This window comes from Anaerococcus sp. (assembly GCF_030825785.1).
Lineage (GTDB): Bacteria > Bacillota > Clostridia > Tissierellales > Peptoniphilaceae > Anaerococcus.
Map to the genome: position 1 here is coordinate 35,171 of NZ_JAPJPG010000006.1, position 18,403 is coordinate 53,573.

Here is an 18,403-nt window from a genome sequence, read left to right on the forward strand (position 1 = left end):
TCAACCAAACCTTCCAGTTATATAATCTTCTGTTCTCTTATCTTTTGGATTTTCGAATATATCTATTGTATTTGCCATCTCTATTACCTCTCCTGTTAGGAAGAAGGCAGTTTGATCTGAAATTCTAGCTGCTTGTTGCATATTATGAGTTACAATTACTATAGTATATTCGTTCTTTAGTCCATCAAGTAGGTCTTCTATGGCTGATGTCGAAATTGGGTCAAGGGCACTTGTTGGCTCATCCATCAAGATAATATTAGGATTTACAGAAAGGGTTCTCGCTATACAGATTCTTTGCTGCTGACCTCCAGAAAATGATAGAGCGTTTTGGTCAAGCTTATCCTTTACCTCATCCCAAATCGCAGCTGACTTTAGAGATTTTTCTACAATCTCGTCTAAGCGATCTTTGTCTTTGATCCCAGAAATCTTAGGGCCATAGGTTATATTGTCATATACAGACTTTGAAAAAGGGTTAGGTGATTGGAAAACCATTCCGACCCTTCTTCTTAATTCTACTACATCTACGTCCTTCTTGTAAATATCATCTCCATCAATTGTGATGAGTCCTTCAATTTTACAATCATCTACTAGGTCATTCATCCTATTAAAACATCTTAGCATAGTAGACTTACCACAACCAGAAGGACCTATGAAGGCTGTAATCTTCCCCTTCTTGATATCCATATTTACTTTCTTTAAGGCCTTGAAGTCTCCATAGTATAAGTCAACGTCCTTGACTCCTATGGCAGTATTATTACCATTTATTATTTCTTTATTTTCCATTAATTGTTATCCTTTCTTCCTATCCTACAAGTTTCTTGCTGATTTTTGCTGATACGAAGTTTATAGCTATGACGAATACCAAAAGAAGGACTGCTGTTGCATAAGCTTCATTTACGTGGAAACCTTCTGATGATAGAACGTACATGTGCACTGCCATTGTCCTTGCTGAGTTTAAAAGCCCCTTTGGAATTGATGGTTGGGTACCCATAGTATAGATTAGGGCAGCTGATTCTCCAACGATTCTTCCTGTTGAAAGGAATATTCCACCCAAGATTCCATCCATGGCATCTGGTAATACTACCTTAAAGATTGTCTGAATCTTTGTAGCTCCTAGGGCAAGGGAGGCGTGGGCTTGGAGTGGGTTTACAGTAAGGATTGCTTCTTCTGTTGTTCTAATTATAGTAGGGAGGACCATTATTGAAACTGTGAAGCAACCTGCAATAAGGGAGTAACCCATACCAAGACCCAGGCCTGTGCTTGTAACAAAAAACAAGTATCCAAACAAACCATAAACAATGGAAGGGATAGATGAAAGAATTTCCGTTGAAAATCTTACAAGCTTGATAAAGATTTTATTCTTCGCATACTGTGAAAGATAAATCGCCGTGAAAATCCCAATAGGTAGAGATATCAACAAGCTTAAAATTATAGTAAATAAGGTCGCTATCAAGGCTGGCATTATCGAAACATTTTCTGTAGTATAATTCATTTCGAAAAGTCCAGGAGATATATTAGGTATACCCTTAAAGAGAATATAGGCAATGATTATCCCACTCATAGCAAAGGCTATGAAGGTAAAGACCATTATTAAAGTTTTGTAAGTTTTGCTCATAAATCACTCCTATAATTTCTTTTCATTTCTATCTCTTATGATATTAAAGACAATATTTATCAAAAGTATGAAGAAGAAAAGCACCATACCTGTTGCAATCAAGGCTTGTCTATGCATACCTGAGGCATAACCCATCTCCAAGACTATATTTGTTGTAAGGGTTCTCGAACCTTTAAGGATTTCCGTAGTAAGACGTGGTTGGTTGCCGACAACAAGATATACTGCCATGGTCTCTCCGATTGCCCTACCTATTGCAAGGATTATCGAAGAGAAAATCCCGCTTTTGGCATAGGGAATCATGACCTTTCTTATAGTCTCTTCCTTGGTTGCGCCAAGGGCAAGAGAGCCTTGATAGAAGGTCATTGGCACTTGCTTAAGGGAGTTTTCAGAAATATTTACCATAGTAGGTAAAATCATTATAGCAAGTAGGATAGATGCTGTAAGCATTGTCATACCACTTCTGATATCAAAGATAGACTTAACAAGTGGAACTATAACCATCATGGCAAAGAAACCATAGACTACCGAAGGAATCGCTGCCATTAGGTTAATTAACGATTTGAGCGGAGAATAGCTTTTCTTAGCATAATAGGCCATAAATACTGAAGTAGCTAGACCAAATGGTAAAGCTATGATTGTCGATAATATAGTAACGATAATAGAACCTACTATCATTGGATAAATTCCAAAGTGAGGGTTTCCCGCTGTTGGCTTCCAAACTTTGCCCGTTATAAACGGAACAAGTCCGTATTCATTAACAAACTTAATCCCTTCATTGAAGATGAAAAAGATTATAAGAAGGATAAGGAATACGGACATTGCTGCTGATAATAGGAAAATTATCTCTCCGATTCTTTCCCTAGTTTTATTCATATTACTTCTCTAATTCACTAGTATTTGTAATTGTTCCGTTAAAGATTTCTTTTAACTGATCAACTGAAACGTCTTCTAGCTTGCTGTCTTTATTCACAACTACTGCGATTCCGTCGGTTGCTATAACAGATACCTGAAGTTTTTCTTTTTCTTCATCCTTAAGCTCACGAGAAGCCATTGCGATTTGAGCTGCTCCATCGATACAAGCTTCGATTCCTGAAGATGATCCTGTGGATTGTATTTCGATCTTAGCATCTGGGTTAAGCTTTTGGTATTCTTCTACCATTTTTTCCATAAGTGGAGTAACTGATGTAGAACCTGCTACTGTAATTGTTCCCTTTGCACCACTTGCTTCATATGCTTCAGTTTCTTTTAGTGGAACGTAGCCTTCTTCAAGAACAAGCTTTTGAGCTTCTTCTGATTTAACGTATTTTAGGAAGTCCTTTGATAGGTCATCTAGCTCACTTTCCTTATAAGCGAGGTTGAATGGGCGAGCAATCTTATAAGATCCGTCTGCTATTGTCTCTTCTGTTGCTTCTACTCCGTCAACCTTAAGGGCTTTTACAGTGTCATTTAGGGAACCAAGTGAAATATATCCGATTGCGTTAGCATCTTGGCTTACTGTTTGCATAACACCATTTGTTGAGTTTTGAACTACGGCATCTTGAGTAGTCATATCTTCTTTTGCACCGTCAACTTCTTCTTCAAGTCCTACGATTTCGATGAAGGCACCACGTGTACCTGAACCATCTTCTCTAGAAACTACTGTGAAGTCATAGTCTTCTGCGCTTGCTGTGTCAGTTTCTTCTTTTTTCTCTTCAGGTGCTTTAGCTGCATCATCAGTTTTTGCTGCGTCATCAGTCTTAGCTGCGTCTTCTGTCTTAGTTTCTGTAGAAGTGTCAGCTCCTTTATCATTTGAACAACCAGCAAAGATTAAGCCGAAAGATAGGGCTGCTGCTAAAATTTTTGCGTTTTTGATTTTCATAATATCTCCTTTGAATTTTATCTATTACTTATCTTGTGCTTACATAATACTATCCGATTGTATGGCTTAGTTTAAATAAATGTAAAGTTTATGTAAAATTTCTTTACAAATAAAAAGCCCTGGTCAAACCAGGGTGGTAAATCTTATGAAAACGACAACATTCTCTTATCTCCGCTTACAAGTCTGCCGACTTGTTTTTCATTAAAGATTGCATAGTCTCCTATTATCGAGTGTTTAAGAGCTGATAGGGCTGTGGCGAAGTCTAGGGCCTCGTGAATTTTAAATCCATTGATATATGCATGAATGAGACCAGCCGCAAAGGCATCTCCTCCTCCAATCCTATCTACTATATCAAATTTGTATCTTTGTGACTTAATATATTCCTTACCATTGTAAAGACCTGCAGAAAGAGAATTGACTGAGGCTGAGTAGGAGTTTCTGATAGATGAGATGGTATATTTGATATCATACTTATAGCTAATATACTTAAGCATCCTAGAAAGTATCTCATCATTGAATTCTCCAGTAAAATAATCGTGCCTTGTTGGAAGGACCCCAATAAGTATATCGACCATAGGGAGGATTTCTTTATAGAATTCACAAGCTTCATCAAGGGTCCAAAGACTTGACCTATAGTTTAGGTCAAAGACTACATCTAGTCCTCTCTTCTTGGCTTCTTTTATCGAATATGTAACAAGTTCAGATCCCTCTTTCGATATAGCTGCTGTAATTCCAGTAGCAAAGTAGACAGACTTCCCTTCAAATATCCCATCCCAATCAAACTCTTCTATCCTAGCCTTAGATATGGAGGAATTTTTCCTATCATAGATTACCTTAGGAGATCTAAGACCTACGCCTTTTTCCGCATAGTAAATCCCTAACCTATCTCCTCCCCTAACTATGTAGTCGGTATTGATTCCAAATCTTCTTATATTATTAAAGGCAGCCTGGCCCATCTCGTTATCTACAAGTTTTGTTACATAAGTCACATCATCACCTAAATTAGCAAGGGCTATGGATACATTGGCTTCCGCCCCACCAAATATTACTTCAAAACTATCAGCCTGGACGAATCTTTCAAAATCAAATGGAGAAAGCCTAAGGGTTAGCTCTCCAAGTGTTACAACTTTAGCTTTCATAATTGCTCCTTTATATTGCTCTTAGAAATAGAAATATCGATACAAGTATTAAATGATATAAATATAAGGGGAAATTTTACTCTCCCCCAATTTTACTTATTCTATCTTATATTAGTCCAGCCTTAAGTGGTAGGACTAGTGATGTCATTGGAACATAAGTTACTAATAAGAGTCCTATGAGAATTGCTACATAGAATCTTAGCATGTAAGGCATAACCTTAGATAGACTAGTATCTCCAACCTTGATTGCAACGAAAAGTGTATTACCAACTGGTGGTGTGATATTTCCAATACATAGATTGTAGACAATCATTAGACCAAACTGCACAGGATGCATACCAAATTCTGTCGCTATAGGAAGAAATAGTGGTGTAAAGATCAAAATCGCTGGTGTTACGTCCATAAAGGTTCCTGATATAAGCAAAATTATATTCATAATCAAGAAGATTACATACTTGTTACTTGAAACGGATAACAAGGCATTGCCTACCATTTGTGGAATTCCTGTAAAGGCCATTACCCAAGAAAGGATATTTGATACACCAATTAGGAAAACTACTATGGCACTCATCTTAGCTGATTCTACAATTATATTCCAAACCTTTTTTAGATTTAAGTTCTTGTAAATAAAGCCTAAAATTAAGGAATAAAGTACAGATATAGCAGAGCCTTCTGTAGCTGTAAAGATTCCTGCTACGATTCCTCCTATAACTACTATGATTAGTCCTAGTGAAGGGAGGGCTCTTAGGGTCGCTCTTCCAAGATTTGCAAAGGAAAACTTTCCTTCATTCGCCTTGTAGCCTTTTTTCTTGGCTATGGCTACTGCTATTATGATACAAGCTACAGACCAGATTAGTCCTGGTATATATCCTCCTAGGAAAAGTGCTGCAACGGATGTTCCTCCAGAAACTAAAGAATAGGTGATTAGGGCGTTTGATGGTGGGATCAAAAGTCCTGCTGGAGCTGAGGCTCCATTTGCAGAAGCTGATACCGCCTTATCGTAGCCTTGTCTTTCCTCTCCGTCTTTTACCATAGATCCAACTGCTGCTGCAGCTGCTGATGCAGATCCTGAGATTGCTCCAAACAAAGCATTAGCTCCGACATTTGTGACAAGCAAGGCTCCTGGTAGCTTGCCTAGAATTGCCATTACAAAATCAACTAATCTTTTGGCTATTCCTCCCTCATTCATTAAGTTTCCTGCTAGGATAAAGAAGGGAATCGCCGTTAAGGTAAAGGAGCTCATGCCGACGAAGGTTCTTTGAGCTGCTGTTAGGGTTGCTACATCCGCTGGTACTGTTGTTATTATTGTGATGATTGAAGCTATACCGATGGAGAAGGCAATTGGCACTCCAGTCGCCAGTAGTATAACTAAAGATAATAAGATTATGGCTAGAGCATTTGCACTCATTTTCTACCTCCTTCATATTTGGCTACTTCTTCTGTGTCATTGGCCATATTTGAAGCAATTTCTTCGTTTGATTTGGCCTTTACGAATTCTTCCTTACCAGCTAGGATATCTTTTATGTTCATTATCGTATAGCAAATATTTATTATTCCAGTTATAGGAAGTGGAATATAGAAATATCCTACTGCTATGGATAGGGATGATGTAGTCTGACTTAGAGCAAGCTTAGTAATAGCGATACCTCCCATAGTTAGAACTGTTAGGGAAAAAAGTAAAATCATGAGCTCTCCAAAGATTGCAAGGACCTTTTGAGTCTTTGGCTCTCTTTTTTCTACTAGAACTGGTATATTCATGTGGCCCTTCTCGCTTACTACAAGACTTGCACCAAAGAGGGTTGACCAGGCGAATAGATAAGCTACTAGCTCCTCTGACCAGGTAGATGGATTATTTAGGATGTATCTTGTAAATACTTGCCATACTACTAGGATAAACATAATCAAAAGACTCGTGCCTGTAAGCCCTTTCAAAATATTGTCTAAAGTTTTTCTCATATCAGCCCTCCTTTGCTGGGTATTGCTCGTTATATTTTTGGATGGCATCGTAGAAAGGAGCTAGCTTGTCATTTCTTTCAAGTACTTCCTTTGTAAGTGGTGCCACAGCATCTACGAAAGGTTTTTGGTCAGGATAGATAAATTCTACTCCCATTTCGCTTGCTTTTTCTTTTGCCTTATCTACTGCGATTTTCCATTCTTTTCTTTGAACTTCGTTTAAAACTTCAAATCCCTCATCGAAGACTTTTCTGTCTTCTTCTGGGAGAGCTTCTAGCCAGTTGTAGTTTGCGATTACTATATCTGGAACCATTTGGTGCATATCGTAAGAATAGTACTTGCACACTTCTCCGTGGCCATTGTCTGTAAGACTCATCTCGTTGTTTTCTGCTCCATCGATAATACCTGATTGAAGAGCAGTATATACCTCTCCAAAGCCCATAGGTGATGCAGAAGAGCCTAATAGATCCATCATCCTAACATTGGTAGGAGATTGTTGAACTCTTATCTTTAATCCCTTGAGGTCTTCTGGGGAATTCACTGGCTTATCCTTGGTATAGAAGGATCTAGAACCTGCATCGAGCCAAGCAACTCCTTCAAAGCCACCTTCTCTTGTAGATTCAAAAATAGGCTTAACAATTTCTGGATCGTCCATTACATGATGGTAGGCTTCGCTTGATGCGAAAAGATATGGGAGGTTAAAGATCTCCCAAACATCATTGAAGGTCTCAAGGATTGCGTTACTTGCAACACAGATATTGATCGCTCCTGTTTGGGTCAGCTGAACCATGTCGATTTGAGATCCCAAAAGCTCTGATGGATAGACTTGGATGTCATACTTATCTCCAAGCTTATCTTCTACATATTCCTCAAAAGCCAGAAGACCCAAGTGAGTTGGGTGGTTTTGGGATTGGTTGTGGCCGACTCTTATTATTGTCTTTTGACTTTCACTATCCGCCTTGGAGCAAGCAGTAAAAATAAGAGCAAAAATAACAGCCATAAAAATAGTTTTAAATTTACTTTTCATATTTTCTCCTTTCATAATTACACAGTTTCCTTCTCTACTAGCTTCGCCTTGACCATGATATTATTACTAGCTTCTTCGCCCTTCATAATTTTAAATAAATTGCTCACAGCAAGGTCTACCTGCTTATCTATCCTCTGGTCAATGGAAGTAATTGTTTGATTGGTGAAATTCGTAGCATCGATATTGTCAAAACCTATTAGTCCTAGATCTCCTGGAACCTTGTGGCCTGAGTTAACATAAAGCTTGTAAAATATTACAGCAAGACTATCTAGCTCAAACTGAATACAATCAAAATTATTTTTGCCTATAAAATCGATTAGACCATCAAACTCACTTACTTCGTGACTTGTAAGCTTGTATTCTACAAAATTAGGTTTTTCATAATATCTGTAAAGACCTTCAATAAATCCAGCCTTCTTGGCCACATAAGAACGAGTAACAAAGCCCCTATCCAAAGAAACATAAAGTGGCTTCTTATAGCCTTTTTCCTTAAAAAGTTTTACCGCCTGATCCATAGCATCGATTTCGTCTATGTATACATTAACAATCCTATCGCTAGCCATAGTAGAGCTTACATTGAGCATGGCCATAGGTATATCCTTGCTTACTTCGACAAGAGTCTTGTAGAATTCTTCTTGCTCGTAAGTAGATCCGACTCCGATGATTGCCTCTACTTGATTTTCTAAAAGTAGATCAAGGTAGGATCTCTTCTTTATCAAATCATCAGTAGTTACGCACAAAAGTGTAGAATATCCTGAAGACTCCAACCTTCTTTCAAGCTCATAGGCAGATTGTGACTCGAAATACTTTCTTATATCAGGAACCATAATTCCAATAAGCTCGCTGCTTTTCTTGGCAAGAGATCTTGCAATCCTATTGGGAGTGTATCCGTTCTCCTTGATTACCTTCTCGATTTTCTCCTTAGCCTTCTTGCTGACATTGTTTTGCTTGTTGATAACACGAGAAACAGTGGCAGTTGAGTAGCCCGAAGCCTTGGCTATGTCATATATATCCATAACTTTCCTCCTATAAAACCCTTTCCCAAAGGTGGAATGAGAAATTTGTAAGCCTAATCTTAGTTTCATATAGCAAAATCAATATCTTGCTCCTTTTTTTGCAACCGCTTACATATTTATATTATAATAATATCTCATTGTTTGTGAAATGTCAAATGATTTTAAATTTTTCATAATAAATTTATAAGAAAAAAAGCCCTCGCATAATAAGAGTATCAAAGATCTAATTAATCTAGATCACTCTTATTTTTGCAAAAGCTTAAGTTATTATTTTCCGATTTTTTCTTCCCTTCCATAATAGAAAAGATATTGTTGGGCGTAGCCAGCGTTTTTGCCAAAATATTTTCTAGCATATTCGTCAACTTGTTTCTTAGGGACTTCCTTTTTAATAAAAAGCGTCTCCATAACTCTCTTAATCCACACATCTACTGGGAAGGTCTCTCTCCTGTGGTAGGCGAAAAGTAAGATGCAATCAGCAACCTTTGGTCCAACTCCTGGTAGTTCTATTAGACTTTTCCTAAGATTTTCTGTATCCAAGTCATTAGCTTTTGCTAGGTGTCCTTCATAGATCATCCTGCTTGCTTCTACTATTCTCTTATCCCTGAAGCCTACTCTAGCATATTCTCTTAAGTCTTCCGGCTTAACTTTCATCAAGACTTCTGGAGTCGGAAAGGAATAATACTTTCTTCCCTTATATTCTCCTAAAAAGTTTCCATATCTTTCAGATATAATCCTAACAGCCTTTTTTATCCTAGGGATTTGGTTATTGGCTGATATTATAAAAGAAATTGTAGTCTCAAATACTTCTTGGTTTAGGATTCTGATTCCATAACCATAGGATGTAGCTTTTTCCATTACAGGATCAATAGCTATCTCTTCTTTGATAGCCTCATAATCAAGACCTAGGTCAAAGTAGTCGTAAAATATATCATTAAAATCTTCTAGGCTGATATTTCTAATAAGATAAGAAGTATCATCAAGCTTTAGGACATTGATAATCTTTTCCATAAATACAGCCGTATATGAACCGTCCTCTTCCTTATGGAAGTTAAAGCATTGGCCACATTCGAAAATATGACTGGGTTCAAAAGAGGCCTCCCTTAGGATGAGCCCCTTTTCACTTTCTTCTATATTTATTTTTCTCTTTGAATTTGTCGTGTATCTTTCCACTATCTTATCCTTACTGCATGCACTGCTAGTCTTTGATCTTCATAATCGTATTGACAGGTTGATAGAGTTACTATGGTGTCATCTTCGTTAAAATCTCTAGTATCAAGGCTTACCTCAGAGCTTTCCTTCAACTTATTAAAATATGGAATCTTGTCAGCATCGTACATAAATTCAAGAGTCCTATAGTCATAGTCGGAAGGAGTACCATAAGCTGAGAATATCTCGTATTCACGAAGGCCTTCTTCTGTTGTTACATACATAACCCTATGATTTTCCGCAAATTCTTGGTCTCTATATTTATCTAGCGGAGTAAACATTGACTCAAGCTCTAGATGATGGCCGTAAATTACGGTATTGTCATCGCTTATGTCAGTTGAATTGTTAGTATCCATAAATATCGAACCTGCTATATCATATTCCTTGTTGAGTCCCTTCCTTAGATAGAAGCTGTTATCTTCCGCATGAAGGATTGGGTATTTGATAGCTGTATTAGGAATCTCAATTACTCCTACTACATCTGAGTTCTCTTCCTTGAACTTCTTTAGTAGATAGAGGTTTTGCTCTTCAAGTTTTTTGAATTTCTCATCTTCTGTAAGCTCTTCACTCTCATTATTGTTTTTGGACTCGCTTTTGCTTTCTTCTATAAGTCCTGCTATATGCTTGTTATTTTTCATATTAGTCCAGTAGTCATAGCCCCTCTTACCTAAGATACCTAGGCAAACAATTATTACGACTATTAGAATAAATCTAATAACAGATATTATTTTGTTTTTCATCGAACCACCTTTGTATAAACTTTAAAATATTCATATAATAAGTATAATATACCTTAATGAAGATAATATGAAAGTTTTTAAAAAAATGAGGTGAAATAATGAAAGATTACAAATTATTCGTAGGAACTGTATGCCCATATTGTAAAAAAGTTGAAAACTTTATGAAAGAAGAAAACATAGAACTTGAAGTTGTAAATATAAACGAAGATAGAGATGCCCTAAATGAACTAGTAGAAAAGGGAGGTAAAAGACAAATCCCTTGCCTCTACCACGACGGAGAATACCTCTACGAATCAGACGATATCATAGAGTTTTTGAAGGCTAATAAATAGGATTTCCTATGATAAAATTAGTAGCATCAGATGTTGATGAAACCCTGGTAGATCAGGATAAAAATGTACCAGAGAGAAATAGAATCGCTATCAAAAAGGCTCAAGAAAAAGGCATCATAGTGATGCTTGCCACAGGTCGTGGTACTTACGAGCTTTTCGATATACCTAAACAGGCTGGAGTAATCCACGATGATCGTTATGTGATCTGCTGTAATGGGGCGATTGTTATGAATATCAAGACTAAAGAGATTGTCCACTCCATGGGACTAAAGTATGAATATGCCAAGACAATTTTTGATTATGCCTATGCTAATAATCAAACTTGCTATATCTACACCCTAGATCACAAGTATGGTCTCAATCTCGATCGTGATTCCTATGCGGAAGAACAAATCACCGAGCTTACTGACAATAACATTGATTTTATAAAAGATCAAATCATCCTAAAGGCTATCCTTAAAAACAAGGACATGAACTACCTCCAAGGACTAGAAATCGACATAGCCTATCTTACCAACTACGATGTGGAGATAGCCTATTCATCAGATATGTTCATGGAAATAAATGCCAAGGGTGTAAACAAGGCAAGAGCCTTAGAGAAAGTATGTGAGCACTATGGAATAGGTCTTGACAAGGTACTTGCTATTGGAGATAACTACAATGATGTCGCCATGCTAGAAGAGGCTGGCACTTCTGTCGCTGTAGCCAACGCCCACCTCCAGGTAAAAGAATCCGCAAACTTTGTAGCAGAAGCTACAAATGAAGAAGGTGCTGTAGGTGAAGCTATTGAAAGATTTGTTTTAAACAAATAAAATAAGAGCCGTTGCAAGTAAAATGCAACAGCTCTATTTTTTTACCAAGTTTGATAATTTTCCTTATAGTACTTATATCCAAAATATCCAAGGCCTCCGATTACAAGTACTGGCAAAAGCTTAATTATAAGGCCTAAGAAGCCTCCAATTACTGCTAGTGGCAAGGCCAATAGAGTAATCACTAATAAAACAGGCAGGAATACTAGGGCCAATACAAGTCCAATTATTCCTAGACCCAACTTAAATACAAACTTAATCATTCCCCCTCCTAATACTAAAAAAAGTATTAGCATTACTATTGTTGCCATAATTATCTCCTTTATTCTTCTTAAGATAATTATACACATTATTAAGTTATTTTCAAGTTGTATTGTTAATATTAATTTGGTACTTAATTATCTTAAATATTCTTAATCAAAATATCAAATTCTTGAACGAAAGTTTTTCCATCTTCGATATAGAAAGGCTCTAAGTTATCATCTAAGAAGCTTTTCCCATTGTAAGTAGGCTCAATACAGATATAATCATCCAAAAAGTCAGACCACAAGGTAAAAGTACCTACATTTTCTAATCCCTTAATTTCAACTTTCCTATCTGCCATAGTAAAAACCATGGAAGAAGCCTCAATGAAAATAGAATCTGGAAGGTCTTTCTTTTCGATTTTATAATCTCTTAGGGTCAAATCTTCGAATCTTGTCTCAAAATATGGATGAAAGGCAGGAGCTAGAGGAAGGATTTTCTCTCCCTTATTTTTTATAGTAAGCTTTGTCCTTAATCCATGATCCAACAATTTATAGGAAATTTCAAAATAAACTTTATCATAAGAGCCAAGGCCTTTAAGTCCTAGCTTAAGATAATCCTTCCCATAATCTTTTACTTCCCATTTCTTATCTCTGCCAAAGCCATGGCTAGGAAGTTCACTTAACAGTTTATCATCAGAAAAATTAGGGGTGCACACATGCATGCCACCCCTAATCTTGTAGCTATCAGCCAATTTTAGACGAGATTTTGGGAAGAATACAGACTCTCCTCCATATGATAAATCTTCTACATAAGCTCCATCTAAATTTATATGTGCTGCAAGCTTCTTATTTTTAATTGTTTCCATTATTCAGCGATATTTGGTTCTGTTGGTTCTGGTCTTTGGCCAAGTTCAGCATCAAGGATATAAATTGAGTGCCAATCATCTCCAACTCTTTCTAGTCTTGTGATGATTTTACTAAATGTTTCTTCTTCTTCAACTTGTTCGTCGATGTACCATTGGATAAAGCTTCTTACTCTCTCATCAACCCCGTTTGCTTCTTTGGCGATGTTTGTGATTCTTCTAGTAACTTCTTTTTCGTGTTCTAGAGCTTTCTTCATAACATCAAGAACTGATTCATAATCTCCTTGTGGTTCAGGAATTGCAGTATAAACTGGTTTGTAGCCAACTGATTGAAGGAAGTCTTTCATACCTTCTCCGTGGAAGATTTCTTCTGTTACTTGGTGGTCTAACCATGTTGTAAATCCATCAAGGTCAAGGTCATCTGTGTAAGCTGCCATAGCCTTGTAAATATAAGCTGACTCAAATTCAAAGTTCATTTGTTCATTGATTAAATCAAAAATTTTCTTATCCATTATTTTAATTCTCCTTCTTCGATGTAATTATCATATAGGGTGTAGACCCCATATATGTACATACCTTTCTTTATAATTATATCTATCACTTCATTGATAGAAGTTGGGAGGATATCAACTGTGAAAGAATGCTCTTTTATAGTAAATCTCTTTGATTTGATGATATTTTTCTTCATCAAATCATTAAAAATACCCACAGCAATAGACCCCTCAAAGCTTTTATCCAAATCGAAAGTTACAGGATATACTTCGTCCGCCTTATCTTTATCTAGTATTTTCTTAATAAGCATCAAATCTTTCATAATCCTCTCCTATAAGAATATTACCCAATTATTTTAAAAAATAACTTATAATGAAAGTATATTAAAAGTAAGATTAAAAAATACATGCCATAGATAATTGTATTTTACAGATTTAGCAACTTAAGATAATCCAATCCTAGTTCAAATCTATTTTATGTTTTTCCTCCATCTCCTTAAAGGAGAAGATACAACCGCAATAATCTTGCCTGTAAAGATCATATTTTTTTGAAAGCTCTATGGATTTCTTGTAGCCATTTTTCTTCTTAAAGTCCGAATAAAGATAGCTTACCCCATACTCCTTTTCTAAACTCTCTCCTATCTCATTAAGCCACTGGCTGTTTTTGTAGGGAGAAATCGAAAGTGTTGTAGAAAAATAATCGTAGGATTTTTCTTTGGCAAATTTTGCCGTCTCCTCTAGTCTTAACCTGTAACATTTATAGCAGGCCTCTCCTCCTTCGTGATCATCTCTTCTAAGCTTTGCAATATCTGAAAAATCAGATATATCATTTGGAGGAAAGATTATCTTAGAATCTATACCGATAGCCTCCTTCAAATCTCTTAGGGTATCTACTCTTTTTTCTAGCTCGCTTGTTGGATAAATCATGGGATTATAATAGAAAAGATCAATCTCAAAGTCGTCGTATATCCTCTCAATAACAGCAGTTGAGCAAGGTGCACAGCAAACTTGCATCAAAATCCTTGGCCTTAGCCCCTTTTTCTTGTTTTCTCTTATAATCTCTTCCATCTTGAGATTGTAATTGATTTTTTGCATTTCTTATCTCCTTTAGATAATTTTGCTAAAAAATAAACCGCAAGTCGTAACCTGCGGTTGTAATTGTTTGATTATCTCTTTGAGAATTGAGATGATTTTCTTGCCTTTTTGAAACCAGGTTTCTTTCTTTCTTTTTTACGAGAATCTCTTGTTAAGAATCCTGCTCTCTTAAGGGCTTGTCTATAGTCAGGGTTAGCAATTAGTAGCGCTCTTGCGATAGCGTGTCTTATTGCTCCTGCTTGTCCTGTATATCCTCCACCATTAACATTGATTTTGATATCGTAGTTGTTTAGGTTCTCTGTTAATTCAAGTGGTGATTTTGCTATTACTTTTAGTGTATCATAGTTGAAGTATTCGTCTAGGCTTCTTCCATTAACAAGGATTTCTCCGTTACCAGAAACCATAGTACATCTAGCTACAGATGTCTTTCTTCTTCCTGTTGATTGAATTATATCTGCCATCTAAGCCCTCCTTAATTTAATTCCAAAACTTCAGGCATTTGGGATTCATGTCCGTGTTCGCTACCAGCGTAAACTCTAAGCTTCTTAGCCATAGCACGACCAAGTTTGTTGTGTGGAAGCATGCCCTCTATTGCGTGACTTACTATAAATTCAGGTTTTTTAGATTTCATATCCTTGAATTTAGTAATCTTTTGTCCACCGCTGTATCCTGAGTATCTTTGGTATTCTTTTTGGTCTTCTTTGTTACCAGTAAGAACGACTTTGTCAGCATTGATTACAATAACATAATCTCCAGTATCGTAGTGTGGAGTAAATGTTGGTTTGTTCTTTCCTCTTAATATTGCTGCAACTTGGCTAGCTAGTCTACCTAGAACCATTCCTTCTGCATCAACGACATACCATTTTCTGTCGATTTGATCAGGAGTTGCAGTCCATGTTTTTTGATATTTCATAAAATTCCTCCTATAAATTTTTCGCCTACTATATTTAGACACCGCTTCTAGTAGGTGGCGGCTTTACTCGTCCTGACATTTGTTTATAATCGCATTCAGGATTTGCGATTTTCATCGAAAAGCTTCATAAAAGAAACTTTAAGTTGACTCATATATAATACTACTGAATCTAGCTCTTGTCAATTATTTTACTACTTTCTAGAGATTATTTTCCTTAAAATCAAAGTTACTATGATTGTAAGAAGTACAGATAAGATAGAAGCACCAATTGCCACATCTAACTTTAGTAAAATCCTATAGATTATAAAACCGAATACCCAACTTATAATATTTACTTTCTCATCTACTTTTGATTTTTCATTCTTTAAGAAAAAGTCTCCTATCTGAACTGCTATCATAGGGGCAAAGACAGATCCGATTAAATAGAGGAAGTTTGTAATATCATCCATTGGATAAATCATAGCCAAGATAATACCAACTACACTTACAATTATAGAAGACTTCTTTCCATCTGCATTTTGCTTGATTGACTCAAATGAAATTCCTGCTGAATAGGCATCTAGGAAAGTCGTAGTTACAGTAGATAAAATTATTATGATTATTGCCAAAACTCCAATTCCTGAATAGGAAAATATAGCAGAAAGAGTTGATTCTCCAGTAGCGATTGCTCCTGTTAGACCAATGACATACATCCACATGGATACTAGAGAATAGATACCTACAGAAATCCAAGTCGCCTTCTCTGGCTTTTCAGCCTTCGATGTGTAATCAGATATAAGGGGCAACCAACTCATAGGCATAGCTATAGCTAGCTCTACTGCTCCTCCAAAAGATAGGGCATCAGCACTTGCATCTGATATCAAATTACTAGTAAAAGATTTTCTAGACATCAAAATCGTTAGGATAAAGAGGGCTATCATTGAAACTGTATTTATCTTGCCAAGATTGGTAATCCCTACTGCGATCCATACTATAATAAGTATTCCGATAAGAAGAGCCCAAATCTTATTTCCCCTTCCAAAAAGATCGCCAGAAGAGATTGCTCCATCATAGATCATAATTGCAGTCCATCCAACTAGTTGGAGGAAATTTAGGATTGCAAAAAATACACCACCGAGCTTTCCAAAACTAAGCTTTGTCGCCTCCATTGCAGAAAGCCCCGTCCTTGCTCCAATAAGCCCTGACAAGCTCATTAGGATAAAGCCTGCTATATGGCCTATAACAATAGCAAGAATTGCACTTTTAAAATCCATTGAGGCATAATAAGTCCCTGTCAAAATCTCAGCTATTGACACTCCTGCTCCAAACCAAATTAGTCCATTTTCATATATACTTGTTTTCTTTTCCATAAATTCCTACTTCTTGTATTCATCCTTAATATCAAAGGCGTGGTTCATTGGTCCAGATCCCTTTCCTAGATTTAGGCCATCCTTTAGGCAGCCTTCCAAATATTTTTTCGCTTTTCTTATAGCTTCTTCTAGGTTATAGCCCTTGGCAATATTTGCAGAAATCGATGAAGAAAGAGTACAGCCTGTCCCGTGAGTGTTGGGATTATCAATTCTTTCTCCTTTAATCCAAATCCCAGAGCCATTTTCGTAAAGATAATCATTGGAATCATTTATCCTATGGCCACCCTTAAGAAGAACATTCGCCCCATAATCTTCATAGATCTTCTCTGCTGCTTTTTTCATATCAGCTTCATCATTAATCTTAAGGGAAGAAATTAATTCTGCCTCCGGGATATTTGGGGTTATTAGTAGAGCAAGAGGGAAAAGTTCTTCTTTTAAAGCTTCAATTGCATCATCCTTTAAAAGCTTAGAACCTGATGTTGCTACCATAACAGGATCTAGAACTATATTTTTCGCTTCGTATTGCTTTAATTTAAGAGCTATTGACCTTATCAATTCCTTATCGGAAACCATGCCAATCTTAACAGCATCTGGGAAAATATCTGTAAAAACTGCATCCATTTGTTTTTCTAGAAACTCACTAGTAACATCCATAATCCCACTAACGCCTGTAGTATTTTGTGCAGTAAGGGCAGTAATTACAGACTCAGAAAAGACTCCGTTTAGACTCATAGCCTTAAGATCAGCTTGAATACCAGCTCCTCCAGAAGAGTCAGAACCAGCAATAGTAAGTGCTACTTTCATAAAAACCTCCATAATTTATTACAAGAAATATCCTCAAAAGAAAAAGCGGATGACAAAACAAAGTCATTCCGCTTGATAAATTTCCCTACGTTGGCATTATCCAAATCAGGTAAGGTCGAGGGTACAACCCTCCTCTCAGATCCTAAAAGAACTCCCTTGCTTTATTCTTTTTATATATAAATTGTAAGGTCTTAGTATGCAAAAGTCAACTGGAGAAAGATATTTTATAAATATCTTTGACAAAATATTTTTGATATATTTATCTGAACAATATAGTTACTGTAATAATTAAGTTAATATCTCGTTCTCTAGGGGACAGCCTAAGGATTCCTTAAAATATTTTAAAAATTTAAGATTAAACTTTTTAGGAATAATATATCTTGATAATTTACATTTACTTCTTATGAAGGTGTCCCCTCGAACCTCTGGGAGACAACCTCTTGGGGCTTTCGGCATGCCCCATCCGGTTTTAATTAGCCCGTCGGCGAGTGAGACCCAGGCCCTCTTTTCCACTCAACCCCGCGGGCGGCCTCGGCAGGGGCCAATAAAAGGAAGAAGTTCGCTCCGCGAATTCCTCTTAAGCTTTTGGGTAGGCTTTCATATGGAAAGCCTTATTGAATTTAAGTAGTAGGCTTGCATAGGCAAGCCTATTTTAGTACAAAAAAATATGATACGCTTTGCGAAAGCAAAGCTTACTGCTCTAATTCCTCATATACGAGTAGCATGTATAATCAGAGTGAGCGTTAAGAAAATTTATCTGTTTGAGCGTAGCGAGTTATAAATTTTTAGCGAATGATGATTAGGAATACCTAGCTACTAAACAAATTAAAACGAAGAGTTCCGCCTACTAAAAAAGATTGGCGTAAGCCAATCATCTGGTTTCGCACTCCGCCAAGGAGCAGAGGGGGTGAATGAAAAGAGGGTTCAGGGAGAAAGGTAGAGGGGGCC

At 36.7% G+C, this 18,403-nt stretch carries 22 protein-coding genes and 1 riboswitch; of the genes, 2 read left to right on the forward strand and 20 right to left on the reverse strand.

Annotated elements, in window-relative coordinates; all coding sequences use genetic code 11:
* The 11 genes from pstB to srtB all read right to left on the reverse strand — a co-directional run bounded on the left by pstB (position 1) and on the right by srtB (position 10,554).
* Positions 1-783, reverse strand: a complete 783-nt coding sequence (gene pstB / locus RCH56_RS01745) for a phosphate ABC transporter ATP-binding protein PstB (RefSeq protein WP_105301021.1) — start codon at positions 781-783, stop codon at positions 1-3.
* A gap of 19 nt (positions 784-802) precedes the next feature.
* A complete protein-coding gene (gene pstA, locus RCH56_RS01750; RefSeq protein ID WP_306483278.1) occupies positions 803-1,615 on the reverse strand; it encodes a phosphate ABC transporter permease PstA in 813 nt (270 codons plus the stop codon).
* A gap of 9 nt (positions 1,616-1,624) precedes the next feature.
* Positions 1,625-2,488, reverse strand: a complete 864-nt coding sequence (pstC, locus tag RCH56_RS01755) for a phosphate ABC transporter permease subunit PstC (RefSeq protein WP_306483279.1) — start codon at positions 2,486-2,488, stop codon at positions 1,625-1,627.
* 1 nt (position 2,489) lies between these two features.
* Positions 2,490-3,473 (reverse strand): substrate-binding domain-containing protein, encoded by a 984-nt coding sequence (locus RCH56_RS01760; protein WP_306483280.1) that lies wholly within the window; start codon positions 3,471-3,473, stop codon positions 2,490-2,492.
* Positions 3,474-3,616: 143 nt separating this feature from the next.
* Positions 3,617-4,612, reverse strand: a complete 996-nt coding sequence (locus RCH56_RS01765) for a sugar kinase (RefSeq protein WP_306483281.1) — start codon at positions 4,610-4,612, stop codon at positions 3,617-3,619.
* A 106-nt stretch (positions 4,613-4,718) separates the two neighbouring features.
* Complete coding sequence (locus RCH56_RS01770; RefSeq protein ID WP_306483282.1) at positions 4,719-6,020, reverse strand: TRAP transporter large permease; 1,302 nt, start codon at positions 6,018-6,020, stop codon at positions 4,719-4,721.
* Entirely contained in the window at positions 6,017-6,568 is a 552-nt protein-coding gene (locus tag RCH56_RS01775; protein WP_306483283.1) for a TRAP transporter small permease, read from the reverse strand. Before RCH56_RS01775 ends, RCH56_RS01770 begins: the two co-directional genes overlap by 4 nt.
* A 1-nt stretch (position 6,569) precedes the next feature.
* Positions 6,570-7,592 carry a TRAP transporter substrate-binding protein gene (locus RCH56_RS01780; protein ID WP_306483284.1) on the reverse strand — a complete coding sequence of 341 codons (1,023 nt, stop codon included), beginning with the start codon at positions 7,590-7,592 and terminating at the stop codon, positions 6,570-6,572.
* A 17-nt stretch (positions 7,593-7,609) separates the two neighbouring features.
* Entirely contained in the window at positions 7,610-8,608 is a 999-nt protein-coding gene (locus RCH56_RS01785) for a LacI family DNA-binding transcriptional regulator (RefSeq protein WP_306483285.1), read from the reverse strand.
* 267 nt (positions 8,609-8,875) lie between these two features.
* Complete coding sequence (locus tag RCH56_RS01790) at positions 8,876-9,778, reverse strand: DNA-3-methyladenine glycosylase (protein ID WP_306483286.1); 903 nt, start codon at positions 9,776-9,778, stop codon at positions 8,876-8,878.
* Complete coding sequence (gene srtB / locus RCH56_RS01795; RefSeq protein WP_306483287.1) at positions 9,778-10,554, reverse strand: class B sortase; 777 nt, start codon at positions 10,552-10,554, stop codon at positions 9,778-9,780. The genes RCH56_RS01790 and srtB overlap by 1 nt, the downstream gene beginning before the upstream one ends.
* 98 nt (positions 10,555-10,652) lie before the next feature.
* Between srtB and RCH56_RS01800 the strand changes: the two genes are divergently transcribed.
* Together RCH56_RS01800 and RCH56_RS01805 are read left to right on the forward strand one after the other, a co-directional pair.
* The gene (locus tag RCH56_RS01800) at positions 10,653-10,886 is read left to right on the forward strand and encodes a glutathione S-transferase N-terminal domain-containing protein (RefSeq protein ID WP_015778308.1); all 234 of its coding nucleotides are present in this window, start codon (positions 10,653-10,655) and stop codon (positions 10,884-10,886) included.
* Between the two features lie 8 nt (positions 10,887-10,894).
* Positions 10,895-11,698 carry a Cof-type HAD-IIB family hydrolase gene (locus tag RCH56_RS01805; RefSeq protein ID WP_306483288.1) on the forward strand — a complete coding sequence of 268 codons (804 nt, stop codon included), beginning with the start codon at positions 10,895-10,897 and terminating at the stop codon, positions 11,696-11,698.
* Between the two features lie 41 nt (positions 11,699-11,739).
* Here the strand turns inward: RCH56_RS01805 and RCH56_RS01810 are convergent, their stop codons facing one another.
* From RCH56_RS01810 to thiD, 9 genes are all read right to left on the reverse strand, one after another.
* The gene (locus RCH56_RS01810) at positions 11,740-11,958 is read right to left on the reverse strand and encodes a hypothetical protein (RefSeq protein ID WP_306483289.1); all 219 of its coding nucleotides are present in this window, start codon (positions 11,956-11,958) and stop codon (positions 11,740-11,742) included.
* Positions 11,959-12,098: 140 nt separating this feature from the next.
* Positions 12,099-12,806 carry an aldose epimerase gene (locus RCH56_RS01815; RefSeq protein ID WP_306483290.1) on the reverse strand — a complete coding sequence of 236 codons (708 nt, stop codon included), beginning with the start codon at positions 12,804-12,806 and terminating at the stop codon, positions 12,099-12,101.
* A complete protein-coding gene (locus RCH56_RS01820; protein WP_306483291.1) occupies positions 12,806-13,315 on the reverse strand; it encodes a ferritin in 510 nt (169 codons plus the stop codon). The genes RCH56_RS01815 and RCH56_RS01820 overlap by 1 nt, the downstream gene beginning before the upstream one ends.
* The gene (locus tag RCH56_RS01825) at positions 13,315-13,617 is read right to left on the reverse strand and encodes a hypothetical protein (protein ID WP_306483292.1); all 303 of its coding nucleotides are present in this window, start codon (positions 13,615-13,617) and stop codon (positions 13,315-13,317) included. Before RCH56_RS01825 ends, RCH56_RS01820 begins: the two co-directional genes overlap by 1 nt.
* A gap of 136 nt (positions 13,618-13,753) precedes the next feature.
* Entirely contained in the window at positions 13,754-14,389 is a 636-nt protein-coding gene (locus RCH56_RS01830) for an epoxyqueuosine reductase QueH (protein ID WP_306483293.1), read from the reverse strand.
* A 71-nt stretch (positions 14,390-14,460) separates the two neighbouring features.
* Positions 14,461-14,850 (reverse strand): 30S ribosomal protein S9, encoded by a 390-nt coding sequence (rpsI, locus tag RCH56_RS01835; RefSeq protein ID WP_306483294.1) that lies wholly within the window; start codon positions 14,848-14,850, stop codon positions 14,461-14,463.
* Positions 14,851-14,861: 11 nt separating this feature from the next.
* Positions 14,862-15,302 (reverse strand): 50S ribosomal protein L13, encoded by a 441-nt coding sequence (gene rplM, locus RCH56_RS01840; protein WP_105301041.1) that lies wholly within the window; start codon positions 15,300-15,302, stop codon positions 14,862-14,864.
* A gap of 191 nt (positions 15,303-15,493) precedes the next feature.
* A complete protein-coding gene (gene cytX, locus RCH56_RS01845) occupies positions 15,494-16,651 on the reverse strand; it encodes a putative hydroxymethylpyrimidine transporter CytX (RefSeq protein WP_306483295.1) in 1,158 nt (385 codons plus the stop codon).
* A gap of 6 nt (positions 16,652-16,657) precedes the next feature.
* Complete coding sequence (gene thiD / locus RCH56_RS01850) at positions 16,658-17,455, reverse strand: bifunctional hydroxymethylpyrimidine kinase/phosphomethylpyrimidine kinase (RefSeq protein ID WP_306483296.1); 798 nt, start codon at positions 17,453-17,455, stop codon at positions 16,658-16,660.
* A 65-nt stretch (positions 17,456-17,520) separates the two neighbouring features.
* A riboswitch (TPP riboswitch) is annotated at positions 17,521-17,623 on the reverse strand.
* Between the last annotated feature and the right edge of the window lie 780 nt (positions 17,624-18,403).